General features: G+C 41.2%; 19 protein-coding genes and 1 tRNA gene. 5 read left to right on the plus strand and 15 right to left on the minus strand.

What is annotated here, in order from left to right; all coding sequences use genetic code 11:
- Positions 1–112: 112 nt before the first annotated feature.
- Positions 113–189: transfer RNA gene (locus tag FD729_RS00130), tRNA-Val, on the plus strand.
- Positions 190–1,167: 978 nt separating this feature from the next.
- Positions 1,168–1,404, plus strand: coding sequence for a major outer membrane lipoprotein (locus FD729_RS00135; protein WP_159931287.1), 237 nt, complete (start codon positions 1,168–1,170; stop codon positions 1,402–1,404).
- Positions 1,405–1,937: 533 nt separating this feature from the next.
- Here the strand turns inward: FD729_RS00135 and sufE are convergent.
- The 7 genes from sufE to FD729_RS00170 all read right to left on the minus strand — a co-directional run bounded on the left by sufE (position 1,938) and on the right by FD729_RS00170 (position 11,159).
- A complete protein-coding gene (gene sufE, locus FD729_RS00140) occupies positions 1,938–2,354 on the minus strand; it encodes a cysteine desulfuration protein SufE (protein WP_159931288.1) in 417 nt (138 codons plus the stop codon).
- Between the two features lie 29 nt (positions 2,355–2,383).
- Entirely contained in the window at positions 2,384–3,607 is a 1,224-nt protein-coding gene (gene sufS, locus FD729_RS00145; protein WP_159931595.1) for a cysteine desulfurase SufS, read from the minus strand.
- The gene (gene sufD, locus FD729_RS00150) at positions 3,607–4,884 is read right to left on the minus strand and encodes a Fe-S cluster assembly protein SufD (RefSeq protein ID WP_159931289.1); all 1,278 of its coding nucleotides are present in this window, start codon (positions 4,882–4,884) and stop codon (positions 3,607–3,609) included. Before sufD ends, sufS begins: the two co-directional genes overlap by 1 nt.
- A complete protein-coding gene (gene sufC, locus FD729_RS00155; protein ID WP_159931290.1) occupies positions 4,859–5,605 on the minus strand; it encodes a Fe-S cluster assembly ATPase SufC in 747 nt (248 codons plus the stop codon). The genes sufD and sufC overlap by 26 nt, the downstream gene beginning before the upstream one ends.
- 43 nt (positions 5,606–5,648) lie before the next feature.
- Positions 5,649–7,133 carry a Fe-S cluster assembly protein SufB gene (gene sufB / locus FD729_RS00160; RefSeq protein WP_159931291.1) on the minus strand — a complete coding sequence of 495 codons (1,485 nt, stop codon included), beginning with the start codon at positions 7,131–7,133 and terminating at the stop codon, positions 5,649–5,651.
- A gap of 7 nt (positions 7,134–7,140) precedes the next feature.
- Positions 7,141–7,515 (minus strand): Fe-S cluster assembly scaffold SufA, encoded by a 375-nt coding sequence (sufA, locus tag FD729_RS00165; RefSeq protein WP_159931596.1) that lies wholly within the window; start codon positions 7,513–7,515, stop codon positions 7,141–7,143.
- A gap of 581 nt (positions 7,516–8,096) precedes the next feature.
- Positions 8,097–11,159 (minus strand): FAD-binding and (Fe-S)-binding domain-containing protein, encoded by a 3,063-nt coding sequence (locus FD729_RS00170; RefSeq protein WP_159931292.1) that lies wholly within the window; start codon positions 11,157–11,159, stop codon positions 8,097–8,099.
- Between the two features lie 203 nt (positions 11,160–11,362).
- On the opposite strand from FD729_RS00170, the gene ydiK reads away from it, so the two are divergent.
- Positions 11,363–12,430 carry an AI-2E family transporter YdiK gene (gene ydiK, locus FD729_RS00175; protein ID WP_159931293.1) on the plus strand — a complete coding sequence of 356 codons (1,068 nt, stop codon included), beginning with the start codon at positions 11,363–11,365 and terminating at the stop codon, positions 12,428–12,430.
- 594 nt (positions 12,431–13,024) lie between these two features.
- On the opposite strand, the gene ihfA is transcribed toward ydiK, so the two are convergent.
- The 7 genes from ihfA to thrS all read right to left on the minus strand — a co-directional run bounded on the left by ihfA (position 13,025) and on the right by thrS (position 20,280).
- Positions 13,025–13,327: an integration host factor subunit alpha gene (gene ihfA, locus FD729_RS00180; protein ID WP_159931294.1), complete on the minus strand. Its 303-nt coding sequence runs from the start codon at positions 13,325–13,327 to the stop codon at positions 13,025–13,027.
- Between the two features lie 4 nt (positions 13,328–13,331).
- Positions 13,332–15,722, minus strand: a complete 2,391-nt coding sequence (pheT, locus tag FD729_RS00185; RefSeq protein WP_159931295.1) for a phenylalanine--tRNA ligase subunit beta — start codon at positions 15,720–15,722, stop codon at positions 13,332–13,334.
- Between the two features lie 14 nt (positions 15,723–15,736).
- Positions 15,737–16,720: a phenylalanine--tRNA ligase subunit alpha gene (gene pheS / locus FD729_RS00190; protein WP_159931296.1), complete on the minus strand. Its 984-nt coding sequence runs from the start codon at positions 16,718–16,720 to the stop codon at positions 15,737–15,739.
- Between the two features lie 330 nt (positions 16,721–17,050).
- On the minus strand, positions 17,051–17,407 hold the full coding sequence (gene rplT, locus FD729_RS00195; protein ID WP_159931297.1) for a 50S ribosomal protein L20: 357 nt from the start codon (positions 17,405–17,407) through the stop codon (positions 17,051–17,053).
- A 112-nt stretch (positions 17,408–17,519) separates the two neighbouring features.
- Positions 17,520–17,717 carry a 50S ribosomal protein L35 gene (rpmI, locus tag FD729_RS00200; RefSeq protein ID WP_159931298.1) on the minus strand — a complete coding sequence of 66 codons (198 nt, stop codon included), beginning with the start codon at positions 17,715–17,717 and terminating at the stop codon, positions 17,520–17,522.
- Between the two features lie 90 nt (positions 17,718–17,807).
- Positions 17,808–18,347 carry a translation initiation factor IF-3 gene (gene infC, locus FD729_RS00205; protein ID WP_159931597.1) on the minus strand — a complete coding sequence of 180 codons (540 nt, stop codon included), beginning with the start codon at positions 18,345–18,347 and terminating at the stop codon, positions 17,808–17,810.
- 4 nt (positions 18,348–18,351) lie between these two features.
- The gene (gene thrS / locus FD729_RS00210; RefSeq protein ID WP_159931299.1) at positions 18,352–20,280 is read right to left on the minus strand and encodes a threonine--tRNA ligase; all 1,929 of its coding nucleotides are present in this window, start codon (positions 20,278–20,280) and stop codon (positions 18,352–18,354) included.
- Between the two features lie 1,016 nt (positions 20,281–21,296).
- On the opposite strand from thrS, the gene FD729_RS00215 reads away from it, so the two are divergent.
- Positions 21,297–21,869 (plus strand): metal-dependent hydrolase, encoded by a 573-nt coding sequence (locus FD729_RS00215; protein ID WP_159931300.1) that lies wholly within the window; start codon positions 21,297–21,299, stop codon positions 21,867–21,869.
- A gap of 291 nt (positions 21,870–22,160) precedes the next feature.
- Positions 22,161–22,979 (plus strand): ammonia-dependent NAD(+) synthetase, encoded by an 819-nt coding sequence (gene nadE / locus FD729_RS00220; RefSeq protein ID WP_159931301.1) that lies wholly within the window; start codon positions 22,161–22,163, stop codon positions 22,977–22,979.
- Positions 22,980–23,443: 464 nt separating this feature from the next.
- Here nadE and astE read toward each other — a convergent pair whose 3' ends face one another.
- On the minus strand, positions 23,444–24,448 hold the full coding sequence (gene astE, locus FD729_RS00225; RefSeq protein ID WP_159931302.1) for a succinylglutamate desuccinylase: 1,005 nt from the start codon (positions 24,446–24,448) through the stop codon (positions 23,444–23,446).
- Between the last annotated feature and the right edge of the window lie 14 nt (positions 24,449–24,462).

The raw sequence follows: 24,462 nt of genomic DNA on the forward strand, positions 1-24,462 counted from the left end.
CTTCTATACATAGTATATATAATTTTTAGGCAATCAAAAAAAAGTTCTATCTGCTTGCTAATATTACAGCCTGTGGTTAGTATTCATCAGGGCTATAACCTTAACAATTTTTGCGTTCTTAGCTCAGTTGGTTAGAGCACCACCTTGACATGGTGGGGGTCAATGGTTCAAATCCATTAGAACGCACCAAACTTTCACTATCTTTTTTGAAGCATACTGCTACTTGTTAGTATGTATGTCACTATTCCACATAGTTTTAAATCAATTTAATTATAATACGATATTAAAATTCAACACCCTTTCCAACTTGGAAAGCTTCAACACAGACTGTACATTAGTTACAATTTTATAAAATACTGTATTTTTAGTATTTAGACTTAACAATGTAAAAAGTTTCTTGCACACTTAGGTTGTGTTATTTATTTTTATTTTTTAATAAAAAAATTTACTTTCAATTTTAAAGCATCAAGTAGTATATCCAAAATAAAAAAACTAAGAAGGTCTGAATAACTTTCACGAAATTTTCGATTTGTCAAACAGTATTATGTTTGCACATGATGCCTTGAGTACAGAACTTCTATATACTAGATAACATTTAAAAAAAGATATTGACTGATAGTTTACGTAAAAGTAGCACACACTGTGACTAAGATGCTCGTAACTCAATGATTAAAAATCTTTGCTCTAAGGATGAAATAGCGACTTGTCAACCATGAACTATGCTGATTCTTGAGATGACAAATAAAGTAGTTTATACGATGAATATGCACACAAATATTCGCTTCTTTTGAAGAAAATATTCTGATGACCACCACTTATAAAACTGTATCTCGTTTTAAGTAAAAGTTTTAAAAAAACATCTGATGATGAATATCATCATCGCTAAATAAGTAAAAATACCTATACAAAGAAATAAAATTTTTTAGTAAAAGTTTTTAGTGCATTATTAATACTCGATAATATCAATACAATCTTTGTTCATGTGGTTTGATTATAAAAAGTTTTTTAATCTACTGCTAATTAAAATGAGTAGTTGTTTTTAACGAAAAATTAACTATTCAAAATTATCAACATTAAAGTTGAACCGATTAAGTATCTATTTAAAACTATTTGTGTAATACTTAATAATGCTACATGTAAATTAATTCAATTTAGAGGATATAAATAATGAATCATACTAAAATGGCACTAAGTGTGGTACTCTTAAGTTCAACTCTCTTGCTTGGTTGCTCAAGTGATATTAAAACTCAACAACTGTCTTCAGAAGTTCAAACTTTGTATAAAAAAGTTGACCAACTGGGAAACGACATGAAATCAATGAGTTCTAATGTACAAACTGCTAAAGGCGATGCGGCTCGTGCTAACCAACGTTTAGACAATCAAGCTCATTCTTACCATAAATAAGCTCTCTTAAACCAGAATGGCGTCCCATTCATTATATGGCGCCATTCTAGTTTGAATTTCTCTCCTGGACCTATGTTCTTATATATCTCACTAATTTGGCATGCTTAGATGCCCATCCTTAATCACGCTCTGTTAGGGAGCTGAAATTTATCAACAGTTACTGTAGTTCTTTTATATCTACCGTGCTAGGCAATAACATTTTCTCTTTAGTACCCCCTCCTGTAAAAACTAATACAAGACCAGAGCTAATGTGGATGCTGCAATCAGCGACAGTTTTATACTAATTACGTCAATTCATTATAGCAACCTAAGATCACTTTAGTTTTATAGCGTATGTCGTAGGAATTAAAGTAAGTAGCATGATCCTTCTGAGAATAAGAAAGAACATCTTTTATTTTTAATAAAGAAAAGTAATGAATTATTTTCATCCAAAAAAATATTATAAAAGAGGATGGATCTTGCATAAAACATAGGCATATCATGACTAGCGCTTATTATAATTTTTCAGGAATGATTATATCTTTTAGTTTTATTTAAAAGAGACTTTGAACGTTATGGCGAATTGAGTGAATCATTGCTTCAAGACCATGTGATCGAGAAGGCGTTAAATGTTGGGTTAGTGAAAGCATATCGAACCAGTAGTGTACATCTAGCTCGACAATCTGCGCTGCCGTAAGATTATGATAGAGAATAAAAACTATGGCAATTAAACCTTTGACTATTGCTGCATCACTATCACCTTCAAAAAAGATAGTACCATCGTTTTGCAACGTCATTTTAATCCATACATCACTTTGGCAACCAAAAATAATGTTTTCTGTCTGACGTATATTTTTAGATGATACTGAAAGCATTTCCCCTAACTCTATGATATAAAGATATTTTTCTTCCCAATTAGCGCAACGGTTAAAGTTGCATACCAATTTTTCTTTCTCTGGTAAATTTCCCATACTTTTACTCCAGTTGTCTATTTAACCACCTAACCACCCAGTAGACAATGAATACGAGTCAACCCTGCCGCTAAACGATCAATTTCTTCTTTGCTATTATAAAAAGCAAAGGAAGCACGGCACATTGCCGGCACAGCGTAATGATGCATTAATGGCATAGCACAGTGATGACCAGTACGAATGGCTATACCGTATTGATCAAGGAAACTACCTACATCGTAAGCATGGTACTTACCTAAGTTAAACGAAATTACGCCTACACGATCCTGGGGACCATAAATTGTTATATCCGGCACTGAAGAGAGCTTCTCAAGCGCGTAATTCATTAGCACTTGCTCATACTGCTGAATCACATCAAAACTAATTTCTTCCACGTATCTTAGTGCTGCGCCAAAACCAATGATCCCACCGGTATTGGGGGTACCAGCTTCAAAACGCCAGGGGGATTTATTCCAAGTAGTACCGTTTGGCAACATGACATGTTCGATCATAGAACCTCCGCCTTCCCATGGCGGCATATCATCAAGTAGCACTTTGCGCCCGTAAAGAATACCCACGCTATTAGGCCCATAAATCTTGTGGCTAGAAAAAACATAGAAATCACAGTCAATCTCACGTACGTCAACTCTGCTATGCATTACTGCCTGAGCACCATCTACTAACGTCACTAACCCAGCGGCTTTCGCCTGTGCCACCAGTGCCTGAACTGGATTAACAGTACCAAGCACGTTAGAAACATGCGTTACCGCGAAAAGACGCGTACGGTTGTCGATTAACCGATCTAACTTAGCGATGGCTAACTCTCCATTATCGTTCAGTGGCAGCACGCGAAGTTCCGCGCCAATTCGCTGTACTAACATTTGCCATGGCACAATATTGGCGTGATGTTCCATTTCGGTAATGATCAGGTTATCACCAGCTTTTAGTTGACTTCCACCCCAACTATTTGCCACTAAGTTAATACCTTCTGTCGTGCTTTTAACAAATACGATCTCTTCAGAAGAAGATGCATTAAGAAAACGTGCCGCCTGCAAGCGGACATTTTCTAAATCATTCGTAGCCTGTACGCTCATGCTATGAATACCGCGATGCACGGATGCATAACTATATTGGTAAAAATGATTTTCAGCGTTAATCACTGCTAGCGGACGCTGAGAACTAGCGGCACTATCAAGGTAAGCCAAAGGATGACCATTGACGTTACGTTTTAGTATCGGGAAGTCAGCCCTGATACGGTTAAGATTAAAGTTCATCATAAAGCATCTCTAGGGCAACACGCCGAGATACGTTGTAATACTGCCTGCCGCAGTACCTCATCATCCAGTGCTTCATTAAGATCAGCTGCGAATGCATGGATGATCATGTGCTGTGCATCTTCTTCTGTAATACCGCGAGAACGTAAGTAGAATATCTGCTCCTTGTCAATGCAGCTAACCGTAGCACCGTGACTACACTTCACATCGTCGGAGTAAATTTCCAGCAACGGTTTGGTATCTACTTCCCCCAGGTATCCTAACAATAGGTTATTATTCATCATCTGCGCGTCGGTTTTTAGCGCGTGCTCCGCTACTTTAATGTGGCCATTAAACACTGCGCGACCTTTATCACGCGTAATAGTTTTATGCAGCTGCCGGCTCAAACAGTACCCCTTGTTGTGTTCTAGGTAACTGCGGGTATCAGCTACTTCTGCATTCATCGGCAATACTAAGCTATTCAGAAACAAATAAGTATTTTCTCCGTTGAGCTGCACACTGGTATTATGACGCAAAAGCCCTGAGCCAAGTAGGAAACTTGTACTGTTCACACTCGCATTGCTTCCCACAATAATGTCGTTATGGGCAAAGTGATAGCCGCTGCTTTCTTCGAAAGCTAACTTAATATGCTTCAGCTGGGCGTTACTACCAACAACGAAGCCAAAGCGCGCTCCGGTGAAATGTGGCTTTCCATTCAGCGTCACGTAGTGCTCAATCACATGCGCTTGTGCACCCTTTTCTATCTCAAAATGGTGGCGATAATGCACATTATTGAGCGCTTTGGATTGGCCGGTAGTTACATGCAGTAAATAGAGGGGCCGAGACGCTAATTTACCATGTGATAGTCGAATCGCAGTTACCTCATCCGCTAGACTTTCAGTTAGGTGCAGAAAAAATTCAGGCTGAATTGCACCTGGTAGAGAATACTTATCAAAGTCTCGACTATGACGAACAACAAAAAGGTCAGTATCAGTCGCGCTTAATGACGATTGATACTGACCGTTGACAAATACTAAACGGATTGCATCTATTGGTAGTGCCAGTACATCGACCTGTGCCTGACTCAGCATTTTCTTTGGCGGGAATACAAACTGATGTGTTAACAAATCGTCAAGCGCTGTATATTTCCAATTCTCATCCTTACGTGTCGGTAATCCGACACGTATTACCTGCTTCCAGTGCTGGTGAGCATGTTGTGAACGCATTTTACTGTGCGATTTAAAAAGATGATACCACTGCTGCAGGGGATTATTACTCTTCATCGGTAAGCCAGCCATAGCCTTGTTCCTCTAGCTGTTTCACCAGAGTAAATTCGCCAGATTCTACGATACTACCTTTGTATAAAACGTGCACGCAGTCTGGCTCGATATAGTCTAAAATACGCTGGTAGTGAGTGACTATAACAAAGGCACGATTTCCGTCGCGTAGGCTGTTAACACCTTTTGCTACGATTTTAAGCGCATCGATATCAAGTCCGGAGTCTGTTTCATCAAGGATACAAAGTTCCGGCTCCAGCGCTATCATTTGCAAAATATCATTGCGTTTCTTCTCTCCACCGGAGAAGCCGACGTTTACAGAACGGGTAAGTAGATCCTGCGGCATTTTAAGTAAATGGATTTTATCTTTGATAAAATCCAGGAAACCGAAACGATCCATTTCCTCCTGCCCACGATATTTACGTACCGCATTTACTGACATCTGTAGAAAGAACTGGTTGCTCACACCTGGAATTTCTACGGGATACTGGAACGCTATAAAAATGCCTTCACCCGCTCGTTCTTCAGGGGTGAGTTCCATTAAGTTTTTACCCTTGAAAATCATAGATCCACAGATAATTTTGTACTCTTCGCGGCCCGCTAGCGTTGCAGAAAGCGTACTTTTACCTGAGCCGTTAGGCCCCATAATAGCATGTACTTCACCCGGTTTTACTTCGAGGTTAAGACCACGTAGAATTTTTTTATCTTCTACACTAACCTGTAAATTTTTAATGCTTAACATACTAAATTCCTTTACATTACTTCCAGTAATGCATGTAACAGCATCAGCCTACACTGTGCTCAAGGCTGATAGCTAACAATTTTTGAGCTTCCACGGCAAATTCCAGTGGAAGCTCAGATAAAACTTCTTTACAGAAGCCGTTCACGATCATGAAGATTGCGTCTTCTTCACTAATACCGCGCTGAAGGCAATAAAACCGCTGATCTTCACTAATGCGTGAAGTAGAGGCCTCGTGCTCCAGCTGGGCGCTGTTGTTGCGTATTTCAACATACGGGAAAGTATGTGCCCCGCAATCTGGACCAATTAGCATCGAATCACATTGTGTAAAGTTACGCGCGTTAGTTGCAGTCGGCATGATTTTTACTAACCCACGATAAGTATTTTGGCTCTTACCGGCTGAAATTCCTTTAGAGATGATGGTTGATTTTGTGTTCTTACCAATATGAATCATTTTAGTGCCAGTATCTGCTTGCTGACGCCCACTAGTGAGTGCTACAGAGTAGAACTTACCGATAGAGTGATCACCACGTAGTATACAGCTTGGGTATTTCCAAGTAATAGCGGAACCAATTTCGGATTGTGTCCACGACATTTTGCTGTTTTTGCCTTCGCAGCAGGCACGCTTGGTTACAAAATTTAGAATACCGCCTTTGCTACCTGAGAACCAGTTCTGTACGGTGGAGTATTTTACTTCTGCGTTTTTATGGATAATTACTTCGACTACCGCTGCATGTAACTGATAGCTGTCTCGTACTGGTGCAGAACAGCCTTCGATGTAACTGACATAACTGTCTTCGTCCGCAATCAGGATAGTGCGTTCAAATTGGCCAGTTTTAGCCGCATTAATACGAAAATAGGTCGATAGCTCCATCGGACAATGCACCCCTTTTGGGATATATACAAAGGTGCCATCAGAGGCGACTGCAGAGTTTAATGCAGCGAAGAAATTATCGTTAGCAGGGACTACTGTGCCTAGGTACTGCTGTACAACCTTAGGATATTTTTGAATTGATTCACTGAATGAACAAAAAATAATACCCTGCTCCGCCAATTTACTTTGGTAGGTTGTAGCAACAGATACAGAATCAAAAATGGCGTCTACTGCTACTTCTTGACCTTCACGTACCGGTACACCAAGCTTATCAAACGCTTTTTCAACTTCCTCTGTGAGGTAATTATTGGTCTCTTCAACAATGGACGACCCCACATTACCAAGCTCTGAACCACAACTATCGTCACAGTTACTGCAAGATGGCGCCGAATAATAGCTGTAATCTTGATAATCCAGTTTATCGTAATGAGCTTGCAACCAGTGAGGTTCTTCCATGCTAAGCCACGCGCGAAATGCTTTCAGACGAAACTCCAACATCCACTCTGGCTCGTTACGTTTGGCCGATATTGCGCGTACTACATCTTCATTGATACCTCGTGATATTTCATCAGTTTCTAACTGGGTAAAGAAGCCCTCTTTGTAATTGAGCTTACCTTCCCACATTTTTACATCATTAGATTCTCTGTATCTTGACATATTTAACTTACTCAACGCCAAAGCTTTCACCGCATCCACAGGCATGCTGAGCTTTAGGGTTATTAAATTTAAAGATTTGGTTTAGTCCTTCGCAGACATAATCTACTTCTGTGCCATCAATAAACGGCATTGCCTTAAGTGGTACATAGAGCCTTGCACCTTTATGTATAAACTGCAAATCGTCATCAGCAGGATCTTTCACCAAATCCATAACATAACTAAAACCGGCACAACCTGATTGCCTTACACTCAGGTGTAAAGCATTGACATTAGGGTCTTGCGCCAACAAATAAAGAATTTGTTTTGCAGCAGATTCAGTCACTGTTAACCCTTTCCAAATAAAATCACTGGGTAAAAATGTTGTTGTATCTATAGAGGCCATATTTTTATATCTCGTAAGTTCGGACATGTTCAATCTATCCTTATATGATTAGAATCATAAATTATGATTTCAACCTATTATTTTATATGAACAATCATCATTATACTTTTAAAGTTATTTCTAAGTATCTAATAACATTTCTTTATAGAATGTATGCCACGATATTGCATAGGCAAGCTCTAATACATCTCATGAAAATTACATAATGAAATTTAGAGCTAATTCTTAATGATTGTTATTGCATTTAACAATCAAATCTTGTCATTATCATTGATAGAGTAAGTACATTATAAGATGTGTATGTTGCATGATTGTAATCATCCAACTACTTAAATACACTAATGATTAGTCGTATAATTCATTTTCGTGACATTGTTCATTATCAGTTGTGGTTCTAACAACATAAGTGGAAATCCGCTATAGTAATGGCGACAAGCATAGGGGTTGCTGATGCTATCCAATCACTAGGGAAGTTTTTTACGTATCATTAAGAGGGTGATGGTTAGAGGGAGATTGGACATGTTGTAGAGCAGCTTTGTTAGTTACACTGAATGAATTTTCCTACCAGATTACGTGCTATTTTATAGCATCTTAAGCAACACCTGTAGAGGATGGAGAATGCTGTTACCTTCCACTCTCTTCACCTGGTTGCGGCAGGAAAAACCAGTGGCTAAACAGCGTTGGCTTGGTAGATTCTGTAACCGTGGGTGCCACGATAGCCCATATATTCCCATAGAATTTTCAAAATTTTTACTTTCATGACCGTAGGTTCCCGCCATGCCGCAACAACCGACGTTTATATTTTCTAATTTTGCACCAAAACGTGAGAAAATCTCCTGCCATTGATTCGGCGTATTCGGTAATGTCGTTACTTCAGTGCAATGCGCAAAAAGATACCAACTTTCGATATTGCTTTTATTATTAGCGATGTCTAATGTGCTAAGTATATCGTACAGCCACTCATGTACTAGCTGTATATGAAAATCACCGCGTCTCTTCTTGCACAGCATTTGCTTATACTCATCGCGATAACAGAGTACCGTTGCCGGATCAACTCCAACCATTGGTATACCAAGTTTTGCTGCGCGATTTAAAAAATCAGCAGTTTTCCCTGCAGTACTTGCGAAGCGTTGCAGAAATCCTTTGACATGCTGTGCCTTACCATTAGGCATGAAGGGTAGAAGTACAGGATGCAAGCCTAATTTATCAATTAAGCGAATAAAATCTGCAATAAGGCGCGCCTCATAGAAACTAGTAAAAGGATCCTGCACGACTAGCACATAGTTAGCTAGCTGTTTAATATTTAGTACTTCCAACTTTTCCAGAGTCATATTCACTGCCGAATGGCCGCGTAACACCTGCTGCAGTGAAGGCGAAGAGAAAGATGGTAAATCTACCATGCCGATATGATTCTTACTAAACTTACGTATCCATGGCCGTCTTAGAAAGAAATTAAATATCTTTGGGGCTTTTGCAATTATCGGTATGTAACTCTCTACATTTGCCACTATATAATCGCTAACCGGACGTAAGTAACGCGTGTGGTAAAGTTGTAAAAAACGTGAGCGAAAGTTAGGTACATCGATTTTAATTGGGCACTGTGTTGAGCAAGCTTTACAGGCTAGGCAACTGACCATTGACTTATACACCTCGTGAGAAAAATCATATTCTCCTTTGCTAGCGTGCCAACTGTTGCGTACGCGGCCGATAAAAGTCCATAACGACCGTGTTCTTTCCTGGAGCTGTTTTTCTAGCTGTTGTAGATTGACGTTCTGCTCCGCCAGTAGCCGTAGCCACTCACGTGTTAGGCTTGCGCGCCCTTTTGGCGATTGTATGCGATTGCAAGTGATCTTCATTGAAGGACACATGGGGCTGTGCGCATCAAAATTAAAGCAGAGGCCATTACCGTTGCAGTCTATGGCCCCGCGCCAGTCGTTGCGCACAGCAAACGGAATTCGACGGTCATAAGTACCACGTGTTACTCCATCAACCTGCATCATCGTCTCGTTTCTACCAACGGGCGTACAAATTTTACCTGGATTCATTCGGTTTTCTGGGTCGAAAGCGGCCTTGATATGGCGTAATTCATTAAAAAGAGTTTCTCCGAAAAAAACAGGACTATACTGTGCACGAAAACCTTTTCCGTGTTCGCCCCAAAGTAAACCGCCGTAGCGTATGGTTAGTGCGACTACCTCGTCGGAGAGAATTTTTATAAGCCGCTCATGCTGCGGATCACACATATCGAGTGCTGGTCGCACATGTAGTACTCCGGCATCAATATGGCCGAAAATGCCATAACTTAGGCGATAAGTATCTAACAACTTACGAAACGCTACAATATAGTCGGCAAGGTTTTCTGGAGGTACTACAGTATCTTCTACAAAAGGAATCGGTTTCGCTCGGCCTTCAGCATTCCCTAGTAAGCCCACCGCCTTTTTACGCATATTATAAATGAGCTCGATGCCCTCAAGATCTTGGCAAATTTGGTAGCCAATTACTCCTTCCTGACGTTGAACTATTAGTGCATCTAACTTAGCGCAGAGCAAGGAAATTTGCTGCTCTATAAGTTCTTCATCATCCCCTGCGAACTCAACAATATTCAGACCTAAAATAACTTTGTCAGGTACATCAGTTATCAGGTTACGTACTGAATGCCAGACGATATCTTTACGCGCTAGATTCAGTACTGTAGAATCTAGCGTTTCAACAGATAGCGCATTAGCTTCCACTATAAAAGGTGCATTACGCAGCGCCAAGTCGAAAGAGTCATATTTTATGTTAACTAGGCGGCGGACTTTCGGAAGAGGAGTAATATCAAGTAGCGCCTCGGTAATAAAAGCAAGGGTACCCTCTGCACCACAGAGAATACGAGTGAGATCAAAGGTTTGCATGTCTTCGCTAAAGACATGAAGTAGATCATAGCCGGTAAGGAAACGATTAAGCTTCGGGAATTTTTCTAGAATCAACGCACGTTGCTCACGGCATCGAGTCAATATTTTTTGGTAGAGGCGCCCTTCTAGAGTGTCTTCCCGTGCCAGCTTTTCTGCCATAACGGTAGCCATTGGCTGAGTATTGAGAACTTCTCCACCGAGCACTACCGCACGTAGTCCCAGCACATGGTCAGAGGTTTTACCGTGAACCAGCGAGCCTTGTCCTGATGCATCAGTATTAATCATGCCGCCCAGAGTAGCACGGTTGCTAGTAGAAAGTTCTGGGGAGAAGAAAAATCCGTAAGGCTTGAGCCAAACGTTTAGCTGATCTTTAATCACGCCTGCCTCGACACGCACCCATCTTTCTTCAGGGTTGAATTCCAATATACGGTTCATATAGCGAGACATATCTACTATGATGCCCTGATTCAGGGGCTGTCCGTTAGTTCCAGTACCACCACCGCGTGGCGTAAAGATCAGATGATTGAAACTTTCTTCGCATGCTACGCGCGCAATAAGTACTACATCCTCGGTTGAACGAGGAAAAAGAACAGCAGCTGGCAACAGTTGATAGATGCTATTATCGGTGGACATAATCAAGCGGTCAGCATAGCTAGTGGCAGTATCACCGGTGAATCCCTGTGCTTTCAGAGCTTCGAGGAATGTTGCCACTAGTTGAACGATATTCGGTACATGAGAAATCTGTGGGATCATTATTGAGAAACCAAAAGGTTGTAAACTTTTGCACTGTCTGTTTTATCCAAGCAATTCACTTTAACACATTTCGCTGTTTTTTCCAGAAAAGGAAAATCGTTCTTCTTCTTTCCCTTCTACTCTATTTAAAGCCAGAAAATATTTAATAATTAATGTGGCCTATATGCCCATAATGAAGGATTATGTGAGGTCGTTTATTCTTTATGAAAAACTTGCATTACATCACGGATTTACCACAAACACTCTTTATGTTGATGTTTATAACATTAATGATATTTGCTTGCGTCTGGATAGTGCAGCCTTTTATCCTAGGTTTTGCTTGGGCTAGCATAGTAGTCATCGCCACCTGGCCACTACTGCTGCATGGGCAGCGGCTATTCTGGAATCGGCGTTCGTTGGCTGTCTTGGTTATGACATTACTCTTGCTTCTGCTGTTTATTATTCCCATTGCATTGCTAGTTAACAGTTTGATTGACAACAGTGCCCCCGTAATCGCTTGGATGACACAGGAGCATATGGAGATGCCAGCACTACTGTGGCTTAATGATGTTCCCATGATAGGTAATAAGCTGCTTTCAAGCTACCAAAAACTGGTGACGGGCGGTGGTTCAGCTATCATAGCGAAGCTTCAGCCCTATGTTGGACGTACCACTAGCTTTTTTGTCGCTCAAGCAGGTCATTTTGGACGACTTATGATCCATCTTGGTATAATGCTTCTGTTTAGCGCTGTGCTATTTTGGCGCGGCGAACAAGCAGCTCGTGGAATTCGCCACTTTGCTTTTCGGATGGCAGGCAGGCGAGGTGACGCTACAGTGCTATTAGCAGGACAGACGATTCGCGCCGTGGCACTTGGTGTGGTGGTAACGGCACTAGTACAAGGAGTACTGGGTGGCATCGGTTTGGCACTCTCCGGCATCCCTTACGCAACTCTGTTAAGCGTGCTGATGATTTTCTGCTGCTTAGTACAGATTGGACCACTTATAGTACTGATACCAGCTATTATTTGGCTTTATTGGAGCGGTGATACGACTTGGGGTACTGTGCTACTAATTTGGAGCTGCGTGGTAGGTACTCTTGACAATGTACTAAGGCCAATGTTAATTCGAACGGGCACAGACCTGCCAATGATTTTAATTTTTTCTGGCGTCATCGGAGGTCTGTTAGCTTTTGGTTTGATAGGATTGTTTATTGGTCCTGTGGTGTTAGTGGTGTCTTACCGTCTGATTTCTATCTGGGTGCATGAGGTGCAAGCTCCTGTCTCAGACCCCTGAATACAATTAAAATATTTACTAAACCAAATGGAAATGAAATTATTATTCGAATCTAATCAACTAATTAAATATAATCATACATGTTTGCTTAAAACTAGCTAGATACTATGAGAATAGCATTGAAAATACTATGATGATATCACAATATTATTCTTAATGAAGTTTACGCGGATAGCTAAACGATATTTCATCCTTTTATTAGGATCTGTCTAAGGGTTGTATCTTTTTTATTTCTTGAGAAATAAATCTATTTTGGCGAATATTACTCCATTTCTCCACCTCTAATTTTCTAGTTTCCCACAACGATTATTGGAATTCATTTTTGGAAAGCTATGGCAGCAGGCAAGTGTATTAAATTTATATAAACGTAGGCATCTAAAACATTTTTGGTACGCGCCAATATTAACAATGTTATATATTATGCTGGTTACCAATATTCAAGATAACGTGGCGACCAGCGACTTACAAGTTAGTAAGTAAAGGAGGTATATATATCTCACAGAGATATAAAAAAGGGAAAACCAAATAAAGACAATAAACAACTATATAGGAAGAGGCCGCCCGGTACGGCCCTTCTAAAAAGGCTACAATGGATCAGTTTTCATCTTTAGGAGGAGCATTTTCAACACGGTTTTTTAGCTTCTGACCTGGGCGGAATGTCACAACACGACGCGCGGTAATTGGAATATCTTCCCCCGTCTTCGGATTTCTTCCTGGACGCTGATTTTTATCACGTAGGTCAAAATTACCAAACCCAGACAATTTAACTTGTTCACCATTTTCTAGAGCTCGGCGAACTTCTTCAAAAAAAAGCTCCACTAATGCTTTTGCGTCGCGTTTGCTCAGCCCTAGCTTCTCAACCAGGTACTCTGACATTTCAGCTTTTGTAAGTGCCATAGGTTTAATCCCTCAAAGTTGCCTGGAATCGCTCTTTTAATGCCGCAACACATTTACCAACGGTTGCGGAAATCTCTTCTTCTTCGAGTGTCCGCCTGGTATCTTGCAACATTAGGCTAATAGCGAGGCTCTTGAAACCCTCTTCAACACCTTTACCATAGTACACATCAAATAATTTTACTTCAACTAATTGATTAAAAATAGCTTTTTTACACTCAGTGATAATGGATGCTGCGGGAATATTTCGCGCCACTACAACGGCAATATCACGACGGTTCATCGGAAAGCGTGAAATCTCACGCGCATTGGGCAGGACACAGTCTGCTATTTTATTCCAAACTAATTCAAAGAGTAAGGTGCGACTGTGCAAATTTAATTTGCATTCCAGATCCGGATGAACCATTCCTATAAATCCGATTCGTTCTTCATGCAAATAAACAGCCGCACTCTGCCCCGGATGTAGGGCTGGGTTAGCTTCGGCACGGAAACTGATTGCATCTAATTTACCCGTTAAATCGAGTAGCGATTCTAAATCACCTTTTAAATCATAGAAATCAACTTTCTGATTCACCAGGTCCCAGTGTTCTTTATGGCGGTTACCGCTTAGAACTCCTGCCAACATAAGATCCTGACAGACACCTAAATCAGCTTTACTATCAGGCACAAATCGTAGACCACTTTCAAAAAGGCGTACATGGCTTTGCTGACGATTTTGGTTATAGACTACGCTGCTAAGCAAGCCAGGCCAAAGGGATAGACGCATCACCGACATATCGCTAGAGATTGGTCTTAGCAGAATCAGCGCTTTTTCTCCCGGATGTAATAACTGTTGAATCTTCGGATCGACAAAGTTATAAGTAATAGCTTCTTGATAACCTTTGTCCACTAGTAAGTTTTTCACACGCTTGAGTGATAGATCAGTCTCACGATGCTGGGTCATCATTAAGTCTACGTGTACTGGAACTTCCGGAAGATTGTTATAACCGTATACACGTACAACTTCTTCGATTAAATCTTCTTCAATTTCCATATCGAAACGCCAACTTGGGGCCACTACTTTCCATCCTTCCTGATTTAACGTAACCTCGCAACCGAGCCGCGTTAGGATGTTAGTCACCTGATCGTCGGCAATAATGTGCCCAATCAAGCGATCCAGGTTCCTACGGCGTAACATAATAACCGCACGTGGCGGTAAGGATGCCTCATGTGTTTGATCAATCACCGGTCCAGCATGACCGCCGCAAATCTCCAGCAATAGCTGTGTAGCACGTTCAATTGCTTTATACTGTAGTTCTGGATCAACACCACGCTCATAGCGTTGTGCTACATCGGTGTTTAGACCGTAACGACGTGCACGACCGGTAATAGCCAATGGATCGTAGTAAGCGCATTCAAATAAGATGTTCTGCGTCTCTTCATTTATACTCGACTGCTGATTACTGAATATACCGCCTATATTAAGTGCTTTTTGGTGATCAGCGATCACCAGTACGTCGTTGTTGAGTATCACATTATTTCCGTTAAATAACATAAGTTGTTCACCTAATTTCGCCATGCGCACCACAATACCGCCCTTGATACTATCAAGGTCAAAAACATACATAGGCTGGCCAAGCTCAACTAGTACGTAATTAGTGATATCTACCACAGGTGCGATAGAACGGATGCCACTACGACGCAGCTTTTCTCGCATCCATAGAGGGGTGATAGCTTTAACGTTGATACCTCTCACTACTCTACCCAAATAGCGTGGGCAACTATCAGTAGCGTCAACAATAATTGATACAGTGTCTCTAATGGTGGCAACTACTGGTTCCATAAAAGGCACAGTCAACGAAAGTCTATTGAGCACAGCAATATCGCGCGCAATACCTATAATGCTTAGGCAGTCGGCACGGTTAGGTGTAACACTGATCTCAATAGTGTTATCATTTAGATTTAAGTAGTCGCGAATATCTATACCAATTGGCGTATCAGAAGGCAGTTCGATAATACCGTTGTAACCATCGTCGGGAATGCCTAGCTCTGAGAAGGAGCAAAGCATACCTTCTGAGGATTCACCGTATAGCTTCAGCTCTTTAACTTTGACATCACCCGGCAGTACGCTGCCAATGGTGGCAACAGCCACTTTCAGGCCCTGACAACAATTTGGGGCACTACAGATGATATTGAGTAGGTGTTCACTGCCGATGTTTACTTTTGTAACGTATAGTTTAGCAGCGTTTGGGTGCTTGCTACATTTCACTATTTCACCTACAACTACACCGTAAAACTTACCGGCAACAGGCTCTACACTATTCACTTCTAAACCAGCCATGGTAATTTGTTCATAAAGTGCAGCACTTTCTAAGGTTGGGTTTACCCATTCACGTAACCAGAGTTCACTGAATTTCATTGGATAACCTGACCTTATTTAAATTGTTTAAGAAACCGTAAATCATTTTCGAAGAAAGAGCGTAAGTCATTCACCCCGTATCGCAACATGGCAAACCGCTCCATACCCATACCAAAGGCAAAACCAGAGTAAAGTTCGGGATCGATGCTAACATTACGCAGCACATTTGGATGCACCATACCACAACCTAAAATCTCCAGCCATTTACCATTTTGATCCATCACGTCTACTTCTGCTGAAGGTTCTGTAAACGGGAAGTAGGAAGGACGGAAGCGAATTTGCAAATCTTCTTCAAAGAATTTTCGTAGAAAATCGTACATAGTCCCTTTCAGGTTGGTGAAGCTGATATTTTTATCGACGATCAGCCCTTCCATCTGGTGGAACATTGGGGTATGTGTCCGATCGCAATCGTTACGATAAACACGCCCTGGTGCAATGATACGAATTGGTGGCTGCTGGTTTTTCATGGTACGGATCTGTACGCCTGAGGTCTGAGTGCGCAGCAAGCTCGTTGCGTTAAACCAGAAAGTATCGTGATCGGTACGCGCCGGATGATGAATCGGAATATTGAGTGCATCGAAGTTATGGTAGTCATCTTCAATTTCTGGGCCAGTTACCACCGAAAAACCAAGGGTGCTAAAAAAGGTTTCAATACGATCGATAGTACGTGTGACCGGATGCAACCCACCATTTTCAGTGCGCTTTCCCGGTAGGGAAACATCAATGATCTCCGTGGCTAAACGCGAGTTCAGCTCAGCAAGCTTTAGCGCCTCTTTACGTACATGAATACGTTCTTGTACCTCCGTCTTCGCTTTGTTGATTATTGCGCCTACTACTGGCCGTTGTTCTACTGGTAGTGTACGCAACTTGGCTATCAGCTGAGTGAGATGTCCTTTTTTACCAGCATATTCAATGCGTACCGCGTCAAGGGTGGCGATATCTGCAGCCTCGTCAATAGCGACCTTTGCGCGCGTTACCAGTTCTGTGAGTTGGAACATGGTTTCCTCTTCTTCCAGTCAAGCGGTCAGTACTCGTTGATATGTTACGGATGTGTTACATACGATATTCTTTGCCAGAAACACAAAACCTCCATAGGGGAGGCTTTCAACGCGATTTTTTGTTTCTTTCTTCTTATGCGCAAAAGCCTAAAAAGCCATTGAACTTTAAGTAGTCAAGTGAAAAAAGAAATGAAAAATAACAGCATTCATTTTTGTGCTACCTTGCTGTAGTTAAGAAGACGCTATTGAAAATCCAAGCGGAGAACATGTCAATATTTCTCTTAAGTTACAAGAGATAAAGAAGGGAGCGTGCTCCCTTCTTTATCTCTATTATGCTAAAGCAGATTTTGCTTTTTTAACTAAAATACTAAACGCCACCTTGTCGAATATAGCGATATCAGCAAGGATCTTGCGGTCAACATCAATGTCTGCTTTTTTCAGACCATTGATGAAACAGCTGTAAGAGACATTGTTCTGACGCGCTGCAGCATTGATACGCGCAATCCACAGTTGACGGAACTGACGTTTACACTGACGACGATCACGGTAAGCATACTGCCCAGATTTGATAACAGCTTGGAAGGCAACGCGGTATACACGTGAACGTGCACCATAGTAGCCTTTAGCTTGTTCTAAGATTTTCTTGTGACGTGCACGAGCACCTACACTACGTTTTACGCGAGCCATGTGAGCTCCTGTATCAATATTCTATAATGGCCCTTATCTCCTATTGCCTACCAACCCCAGTGGCTGTTACGCAACGCGTTCCGATTCTGAGCAAATTTATAAAAAAGTTGACTTATGCATAAGGCAGACAGTCAACAACCAAATGTATATCGCCTTTAGATACCAATCCTTTGGTACGCAGGTGACGCTTACGCTTTGTTGATTTTTTAGTAAGAATATGACGCAGGTTTGCGTGCTTATGCTTGAATCCGCCAGAAGCGGTCTTTTTAAAGCGCTTAGCCACGCTACGTACAGTTTTAATCTTTGGCATTTTAAAAAATCCACTGCGCATTGTTAATAAAAAGAATCGGCAAGCTAATAAAAGATCGCCTAGCGTAGTCATTTCTACTTAAAACTCTTACTATCTCTTTTTGGGGGCGAGTACCATAATCATTTGGCGTCCCTCTATCTTTGAGGGGAAGGATTCAACTACCGCCAGTTCATCTAGGTCTTCTTTCACACGCTTAAGCACCTCCATACCAATTTGCTGGTGCGCCATCTCACGACCACGGAAACGTAAGGTGATTTTAGCTTTATCGCCTTCTTCCAGAAAACGAATCAAGCTGCGAAGTTTTACCTGATAATCGCCTTCATCGGTCCCAGGACGGAATTTAATCTCCTTAATATGGACAACTTTCTGCTTTTTTTTCTGTTCTTTAAAAGATTTACTTTTTTCATAGAGGAACTTGCCGTAATCCATAATACGGCAGACCGGTGGATCCGCGTTTGGACTAATCTCTACTAAATCAACACCCACTTCTTCAGCTTTTTCTAGAGCCCTGCGCAGGCTGACAATACCCACCTGTTCGCCATCCACACCAGTTAAGCGTACCTCAGAGGCACGGATTTCACCGTTGATACGATTCGGACGCGTCGGTTGTACTCGTTTTCCGACTTTGATAGTTTTATCCCTCCAGTTGATTAAGATCGCGGCTGCAAATTTCTTGTCGCAGCTTCTCACAAAACACATTTACATCCATCGTCCCAAGATCTTTGCCACGGCGGGTGCGCACAGTAACCTTTCTTTCTTTCACCTCTTTATCACCGCAGATTAGCATGTAAGGAATACGACGTAATGTATGCTCGCGGATTTTAAATCCTATCTTCTCATTTCTCAAGTCTGCTTTTACACGAAATCCAGCATTCTGCAATTTACTGATCAATATGTCGACATATGCTGTTTGTTCATAGTTGATATTCATCACCACTGCCTGAATCGGTGCCAGCCACGTAGGAAAGAAACCTGCGAATTCTTCGATTAAAATGCCAATAAAGCGCTCCATAGAACCGAGAATCGCGCGATGAATCATCACTGGCGTTTGACGCTCGTTATTTGCGTCCATATAAATTGCTTCTAAACGTCCCGGAAGAGAAAAATCTAGCTGCACTGTTCCACACTGCCATGCGCGCTCAAGAGAATCATACAAAGTAAATTCAATTTTCGGGCCGTAAAACGCGCCTTCGCTCAGCTGTAATTCAAACGGAATTGCATTTTTATTTAGCGTAGCACCTAAATCTTCCTCAGCGCGATCCCACATTTTATCTGTGCCAATACGCTTCTCTGGACGTGTAGAAAGCTTTACAGTTATTCTCTCAAATCCGAATGTGCTATAAACATCATAGACCATACGGATACAATTGTTCACTTCGTCACGTACTTGGTCCTGGGTACAGAAAATATGTGCATCATCTTGGGTAAAACCGCGTACACGCATCAGCCCGTGAAGAGAGCCTGAAGGCTCGTTACGATGGCAGCTACCGAACTCTGCCATACGGATCGGTAGATCACGGTAAGACTTTAGACCCTGATTGAAAATATGTAAGTGACCAGGACAGTTCATAGGCTTGATACAGTATTCACGATTTTCTGAAGAGGTAGTGAACATGGCCTCTTTATAGTTTTCCCAATGCCCAGTTTTTTCCCATAACACGCGGTCCATCATAAATGGTCCTTTTACTTCTTGATACTGGTATTCTTTCAATTTACTACGCACAAATACTTCCAGTTCACGGAAAATGACCCATCCATCATTGTGCCAGAATACCATACCAGGCGCCTCTTCCTGCATATGGTAGAGGTCAAGCTGTTTACCGATTTTACGGTGATCACGCTTAACCACCTCTTCTAGATGTTGTAAATAGGCATCAAGCTGTTTTTTATCAGCCCAAGCAGTACCGTAAATACGCTGTAGCATTTTGTTATGGCTATCACCCCGCCAATAGGCACCAGAAATTTTTTGCAGCTTAAAGTGACGGCAAAAGCGAATATTGGGTACATGCGGACCGCGGCACATGTCGATGTACTCTTTATGATAATAAAGGCTAGGAAAATCGTCGTGGCTAATATTCTCATCTAGAATAGTTACTTTGTAATTTTCTCCACGCTCGGAGAATAACTTGCGCGCCTGCTGCCAACTAACAACCTTTTTCACCACGTCGTAGTTAGTTTTGGCTAAATGATGCATTCTTGTTTCCAGTGCAACAATATCTTTCTGTGTCATAGTATGATCGAGATCAACGTCATAATAGAAGCCGTTGTCGATAACAGGACCTATGGCCATTTTAGTGTTGGGCCATAACTGTTTAATAGCGTGTCCTAATAGATGTGCACAGGAGTGTCGAATAATATCTAGACCCTCCTTATCTTTTGCAGTAATAATAACAAAAGATGAATCATCGGTAATGAGATCAACTGTATCAAATAATTGGTTGTTAACACGTCCGGCAATACAGGATTGTTCCAGACCTGGAACAATATCCCGTACGATCTCCATCACACTTACGGGGCGATCATAGGAGTACTGGCTTCCGTCAGGAAGAGTAATTACAGGCATTTCATATCCTTAATTGCAGTGATAAACTACATGTAAGCTTACATACACCCTTATTAAGTAAGAGTAATTGCTAATGGCCCAATGTAATGTTAAAACAACCCCCAGAAATGTGGTGCACAGGTTAATAATATAATCTTTGAACCTTTGGAAAAATCCGTACCTAAAGGAACATTCTCAACTGCAGCCTAGGCTAGGTTTGTACTACATGTAAATTAGCACAATACTAGTTTTTGTATTAGTTCTTTAATAGCGTCATTACTTGGATTATAAATTAGTTACTTTATATCAATTTGAAAGCAAAGTAATCGTTGATGCCAAGTTGCAGTGCAATGTGGGAGTTTATGATAGTATTTTCCTAAATTTGCTGCGCACCGATCAGTCCTAAATAAATTTTACTGTATAGATGAGTTGATCACTGATAGCTAAGTGTTTTATTAGCGCTAATTAAAGTTCGTTACTGGGTGAAAGTTAGCATAACTCTAATAATTATTGTTGCGCCAATAGTAAATCCTACCCCGAACAGAGTTCTAACTGTGTGCAATTTTTCGCAAGCGTAGGTAAATGCAGTGAGCAAGATAGGAACAGCCGCACCACATCCTCTATAAACAAGCATTATACTCTGCAATCTCTAATTGTGTCGAGTAAATTATTATATAATAAATTGATATAGTTTCTATTGCCGCCAGAATTAACTGTAGGACAGATGGGTACCAATGTAGGTAAAGTAAATGTTTATTTTATCACTTCTGAACTATTCTTTGCGATAAGGAGCTTAATTTTAGACAACATGAGCAGTAAGACAAGACACCATCACTATCAATATTAAAAGTGTTTACTTGTCGCTTATCATGATACTCTAAGCCACTGCTCTCAGTAGAAAGACACTAGATATCAATTATAAAACCACAGCCTCTTATTGATCTAATAAATCACAGTTCATGACAGCATCACAACTTCTTATTTACTAGAGAAATTTCTATACTAAATAGATCTACATCTTACGGCTAAGTTTACTTATGACGGGTGAAGGGCATATTATCTTTGCGATTGCCAGCGCAATTTTTGCCAAAAGGGCAGAATTAACTCTGGTCTTAGGGCAAGCCGATTGGTGGCATCTTATACCGGCTACGTTGCTTACTTGCTTGTTGCCCGATATTGACCATCCTAAATCATTGCTCGGTCGGAGGGTGAAATGGCTCTCGTATTCTGTGGCTCACACTTTCGGTCACCGAGGGTTTACGCATAGTTTGCTCGCGGTGGCTTTTGTTTTATGCTTGTTTCAGATCAATGTGAATAACAAAGGATGGTTGCTACTGCCTACCGACGTTCTGCAAAGCTTAACTCTAGGTTATACCAGTCATATAGCGGCGGATATACTGACACCTGCCGGTGTCCCTCTACTATGGCCATGCCGCTGGCGTTTTCGTTTGCCCGTTCTTAACGGCCAGAGAGGCCACCACATTGAACGTACCGTCTGCGTAGCTTTGGTTGTTTATGCACTTTGGTTTCCACCTAGTTGGCCATCTCATTTTTTAGATACACTACAACATAGAGTCTCAGAACTAATTGATATACAAAAAGCTTATTAAAATACTGCAAATTTCTCTTGCAACAGCCTATGCAATAAAAGTTTTCTCTTATTAGAAATGTTAACACTGTGAACTCACACGACTATATAATTTTTTATTTAACAGTTGGAAATCTACTGGTTTTGTCGTACTATTTGTCAAAATCTACTGAATACTGTGTTCTCAACAGCAATTACTGTTAGGGATAATTACATGGTAATTTAGCATCGATGCTACTATTGTTTAGTGCGCGTGTTAATTTTAGGTTATGGTTTACATGATGATAAGGCCACTTTCTTAAAGAGAATATTCATGTCACTTCAGCAAGAAATTATTGCAGCACTTGGCGTTGTCCCGGTCATTGATGCGCAGTGGGAAATCCGCCGTAGCATCGATTTTCTTAAAAAATACCTGAAATGCCATCCGTTATTAAAAACGCTGGTTCTAGGTATTAGCGGTGGGCAGGATTCAACCCTAGCAGGTAAGCTGTCGCAAATAGCTATCAGCGAACTGCGCAACGAGACAGGCGATAAAGTTTATTCTTTCATTGCTGTTCGATTACCTTATGGGGTGCAAAGAGATGAGCAAGATTGCCAAGATGCCCTGACTTTTATACAACCAGATCGTTCAGTGGTAGTAAATATTAAAGAGTCTGTGCTAACCAGCGAGCGTGCCCTAAAAAACGCAGGAATTAAACTTTCAGATTTTATGCGCGGTAACGAAAAAGCTCGTGAACGTATGAAAGCACAGTACAGTATCGCTGGCGTTACGCAAGGGGTTGTAGTGGGTACCAATCATGCAGCAGAAGCGGTTACCGGGTTTTTTACTAAATACGGAGACGGTGGCACTGATATTAATCCACTGTTCCGGCTTAATAAGCGTCAGGGGAAAATTTTGCTACAAGCTCTTGGATGCTCAAAGAATCTCTATCTCAAACCTCCGACAGCAGATCTAGAAGATGGTCATCCAGGTTTAGAGGATGAAGTAGTACTAGGCGTCACCTACGAAGTAATTGATGACTACTTAGAAGGTAAGAATATCTCATCAGAAACAGCGAAAATAATTGAAAATTTATATCTGAAAACCCAGCACAAACGCCACCCACCAATTACTGTATTCGACAATTTTTAGAAAAAATCCTTTTCCAATGTCTTATTGGAAGGGCAATATTCATGTTTTAACTGTCTTAAAAAAATCTAATACATGCTACAGAAGCTTTTTCAGCATGTACTTCCTCTAGTTCAATAAAGGGTGCATAAGGTATCTATACACTTCTATTACAGGTGTTATAAATAGATGAAAATAATCTATTATTTTCACCGGTAAGTATTTGTCTTTTTACTGAATACTATATTTGAAGAATACAGAGTCCGACTGTTCCTGTTTCTATTTACTATCAGTAGTTCATCTGCTGGCTGTTACATGGCTTGTATTCTTACATAAACGTAAACTTACTTCCCATAAGAAATTTACTAAAAATGAATTAGTAATACTGCTCTACGTTATTGATTAATTTTTCTATATAGGAAAAGACATACGGATATAAAATAAATGTACTAAGTGGATCATACCCTGATCAGGGTCGCTCATGACTACTATACAATTTTCGATAAGGCATCTGTCTGGGTATCCTCTTCTACTAGAATGAGCCCCGCACGCAGTCCTAGTGCGATGTTAGAATTAGGAAAGAGAACGTATTCACGTTCCTTCTGTACGACATAGCGCTTCTCACCATCCTCGGCCAACAGCGCTCCTTGCGGAAAAACGGTAAAATTACGGGTCTGCGCATTTATATGTAGTTGGAATTGGTTACTCAGGCGTGTTATTTGTTGCACTACGTGATAGCGGCGTGGCGAACCTGTAACAATAGGCAGCGGCATACCGCTTAGCAACGCTGTCAACGCCTGCTGTGCTACCGAAAACTGCGTTAGATCATTTTCACCAAACGGTAGAGCTTTACCCAACTCCAGAGTACAACTGACAAAATTGAAGTGTGCACAACTGTAGTGAGTGAAAGTACCGCCCGGTGCAGTATGGAATACTAATGCCTCCAGTCCTGCAGTAGTCAGCCAGTTCATAAAGTCTTCTGGCCATGGAAGCGAATTTAGGGGAAGCATTCCAAAGCAAGTATGCCAAGAATCTCGAATGGAGGTATGCAGATCGAGATGCCAGGGAGGTTGCTGCTTCTTATACAACGGTATTCTGAAGTTCTCAATAGCTCGTTCTAGAGACAGAACGCGAATCACCTCGTCGCAACTTTCGATATCTCGCCAGAGACCGCCAAACAAGCGATTAATATCATACTGTAAGTAGCGTTTTTTTGCACGTAAGGCGGACGGGTTGCCGAGTATTGCTAATACGCTTAGCTGTAGCTCTATGTCACCTCGCAGCAAGGCACAGATTAACGCATTTAACATTTCCACCGGAGCGGTTTCATTGCCATGAATCCCCGCCGATATAACTAATGCTTGTTGTGGTTCTTTTTTTGGTTCGAGCTGTAAGATGCCATGATCGTGCCACTGCCAGCGCAAAAAAGGTGTTTCGCCGCACAATATATCAGGCGCAGTGCCTGATAGAGTTTGCTGGAGAAAATCTTGCATCATCACTCCTCAGT

This window comes from Pantoea sp. Nvir (genome assembly GCF_009829915.1).
In the GTDB taxonomy this organism is placed as follows: Bacteria; Pseudomonadota; Gammaproteobacteria; order Enterobacterales; family Enterobacteriaceae; genus Pantoea.

What these genes read in the sequence shown, in the direction of transcription:
- astE (WP_159931302.1), bottom strand. Translation starts at nt 24,448, where the DNA reads ATGCAAGATTTTCTCCAGCAAACTCTATCAGGCACTGCGCCTGATATA.
- pheS (WP_159931296.1), bottom strand. Translation starts at nt 16,720, where the DNA reads ATGTTCCAACTCACAGAACTGGTAACGCGCGCAAAGGTCGCTATTGAC.
- sufE (WP_159931288.1), bottom strand. Translation starts at nt 2,354, where the DNA reads ATGGGAAATTTACCAGAGAAAGAAAAATTGGTATGCAACTTTAACCGT.
- FD729_RS00135 (WP_159931287.1), top strand. Translation starts at nt 1,168, where the DNA reads ATGAATCATACTAAAATGGCACTAAGTGTGGTACTCTTAAGTTCAACT.
- rpmI (WP_159931298.1), bottom strand. Translation starts at nt 17,717, where the DNA reads ATGCCAAAGATTAAAACTGTACGTAGCGTGGCTAAGCGCTTTAAAAAG.
- sufS (WP_159931595.1), bottom strand. Translation starts at nt 3,607, where the DNA reads ATGAACTTTAATCTTAACCGTATCAGGGCTGACTTCCCGATACTAAAA.
- sufD (WP_159931289.1), bottom strand. Translation starts at nt 4,884, where the DNA reads ATGGCTGGCTTACCGATGAAGAGTAATAATCCCCTGCAGCAGTGGTAT.
- sufA (WP_159931596.1), bottom strand. Translation starts at nt 7,515, where the DNA reads ATGGCCTCTATAGATACAACAACATTTTTACCCAGTGATTTTATTTGG.
- rplT (WP_159931297.1), bottom strand. Translation starts at nt 17,407, where the DNA reads ATGGCTCGCGTAAAACGTAGTGTAGGTGCTCGTGCACGTCACAAGAAA.
- sufB (WP_159931291.1), bottom strand. Translation starts at nt 7,133, where the DNA reads ATGTCAAGATACAGAGAATCTAATGATGTAAAAATGTGGGAAGGTAAG.
- sufC (WP_159931290.1), bottom strand. Translation starts at nt 5,605, where the DNA reads ATGTTAAGCATTAAAAATTTACAGGTTAGTGTAGAAGATAAAAAAATT.
- nadE (WP_159931301.1), top strand. Translation starts at nt 22,161, where the DNA reads ATGTCACTTCAGCAAGAAATTATTGCAGCACTTGGCGTTGTCCCGGTC.
- FD729_RS00170 (WP_159931292.1), bottom strand. Translation starts at nt 11,159, where the DNA reads ATGATCCCACAGATTTCTCATGTACCGAATATCGTTCAACTAGTGGCA.
- ihfA (WP_159931294.1), bottom strand. Translation starts at nt 13,327, where the DNA reads ATGGCACTTACAAAAGCTGAAATGTCAGAGTACCTGGTTGAGAAGCTA.
- ydiK (WP_159931293.1), top strand. Translation starts at nt 11,363, where the DNA reads ATGAAAAACTTGCATTACATCACGGATTTACCACAAACACTCTTTATG.
- pheT (WP_159931295.1), bottom strand. Translation starts at nt 15,722, where the DNA reads ATGAAATTCAGTGAACTCTGGTTACGTGAATGGGTAAACCCAACCTTA.
- thrS (WP_159931299.1), bottom strand. Translation starts at nt 20,280, where the DNA reads ATGCCTGTAATTACTCTTCCTGACGGAAGCCAGTACTCCTATGATCGC.
- FD729_RS00215 (WP_159931300.1), top strand. Translation starts at nt 21,297, where the DNA reads ATGACGGGTGAAGGGCATATTATCTTTGCGATTGCCAGCGCAATTTTT.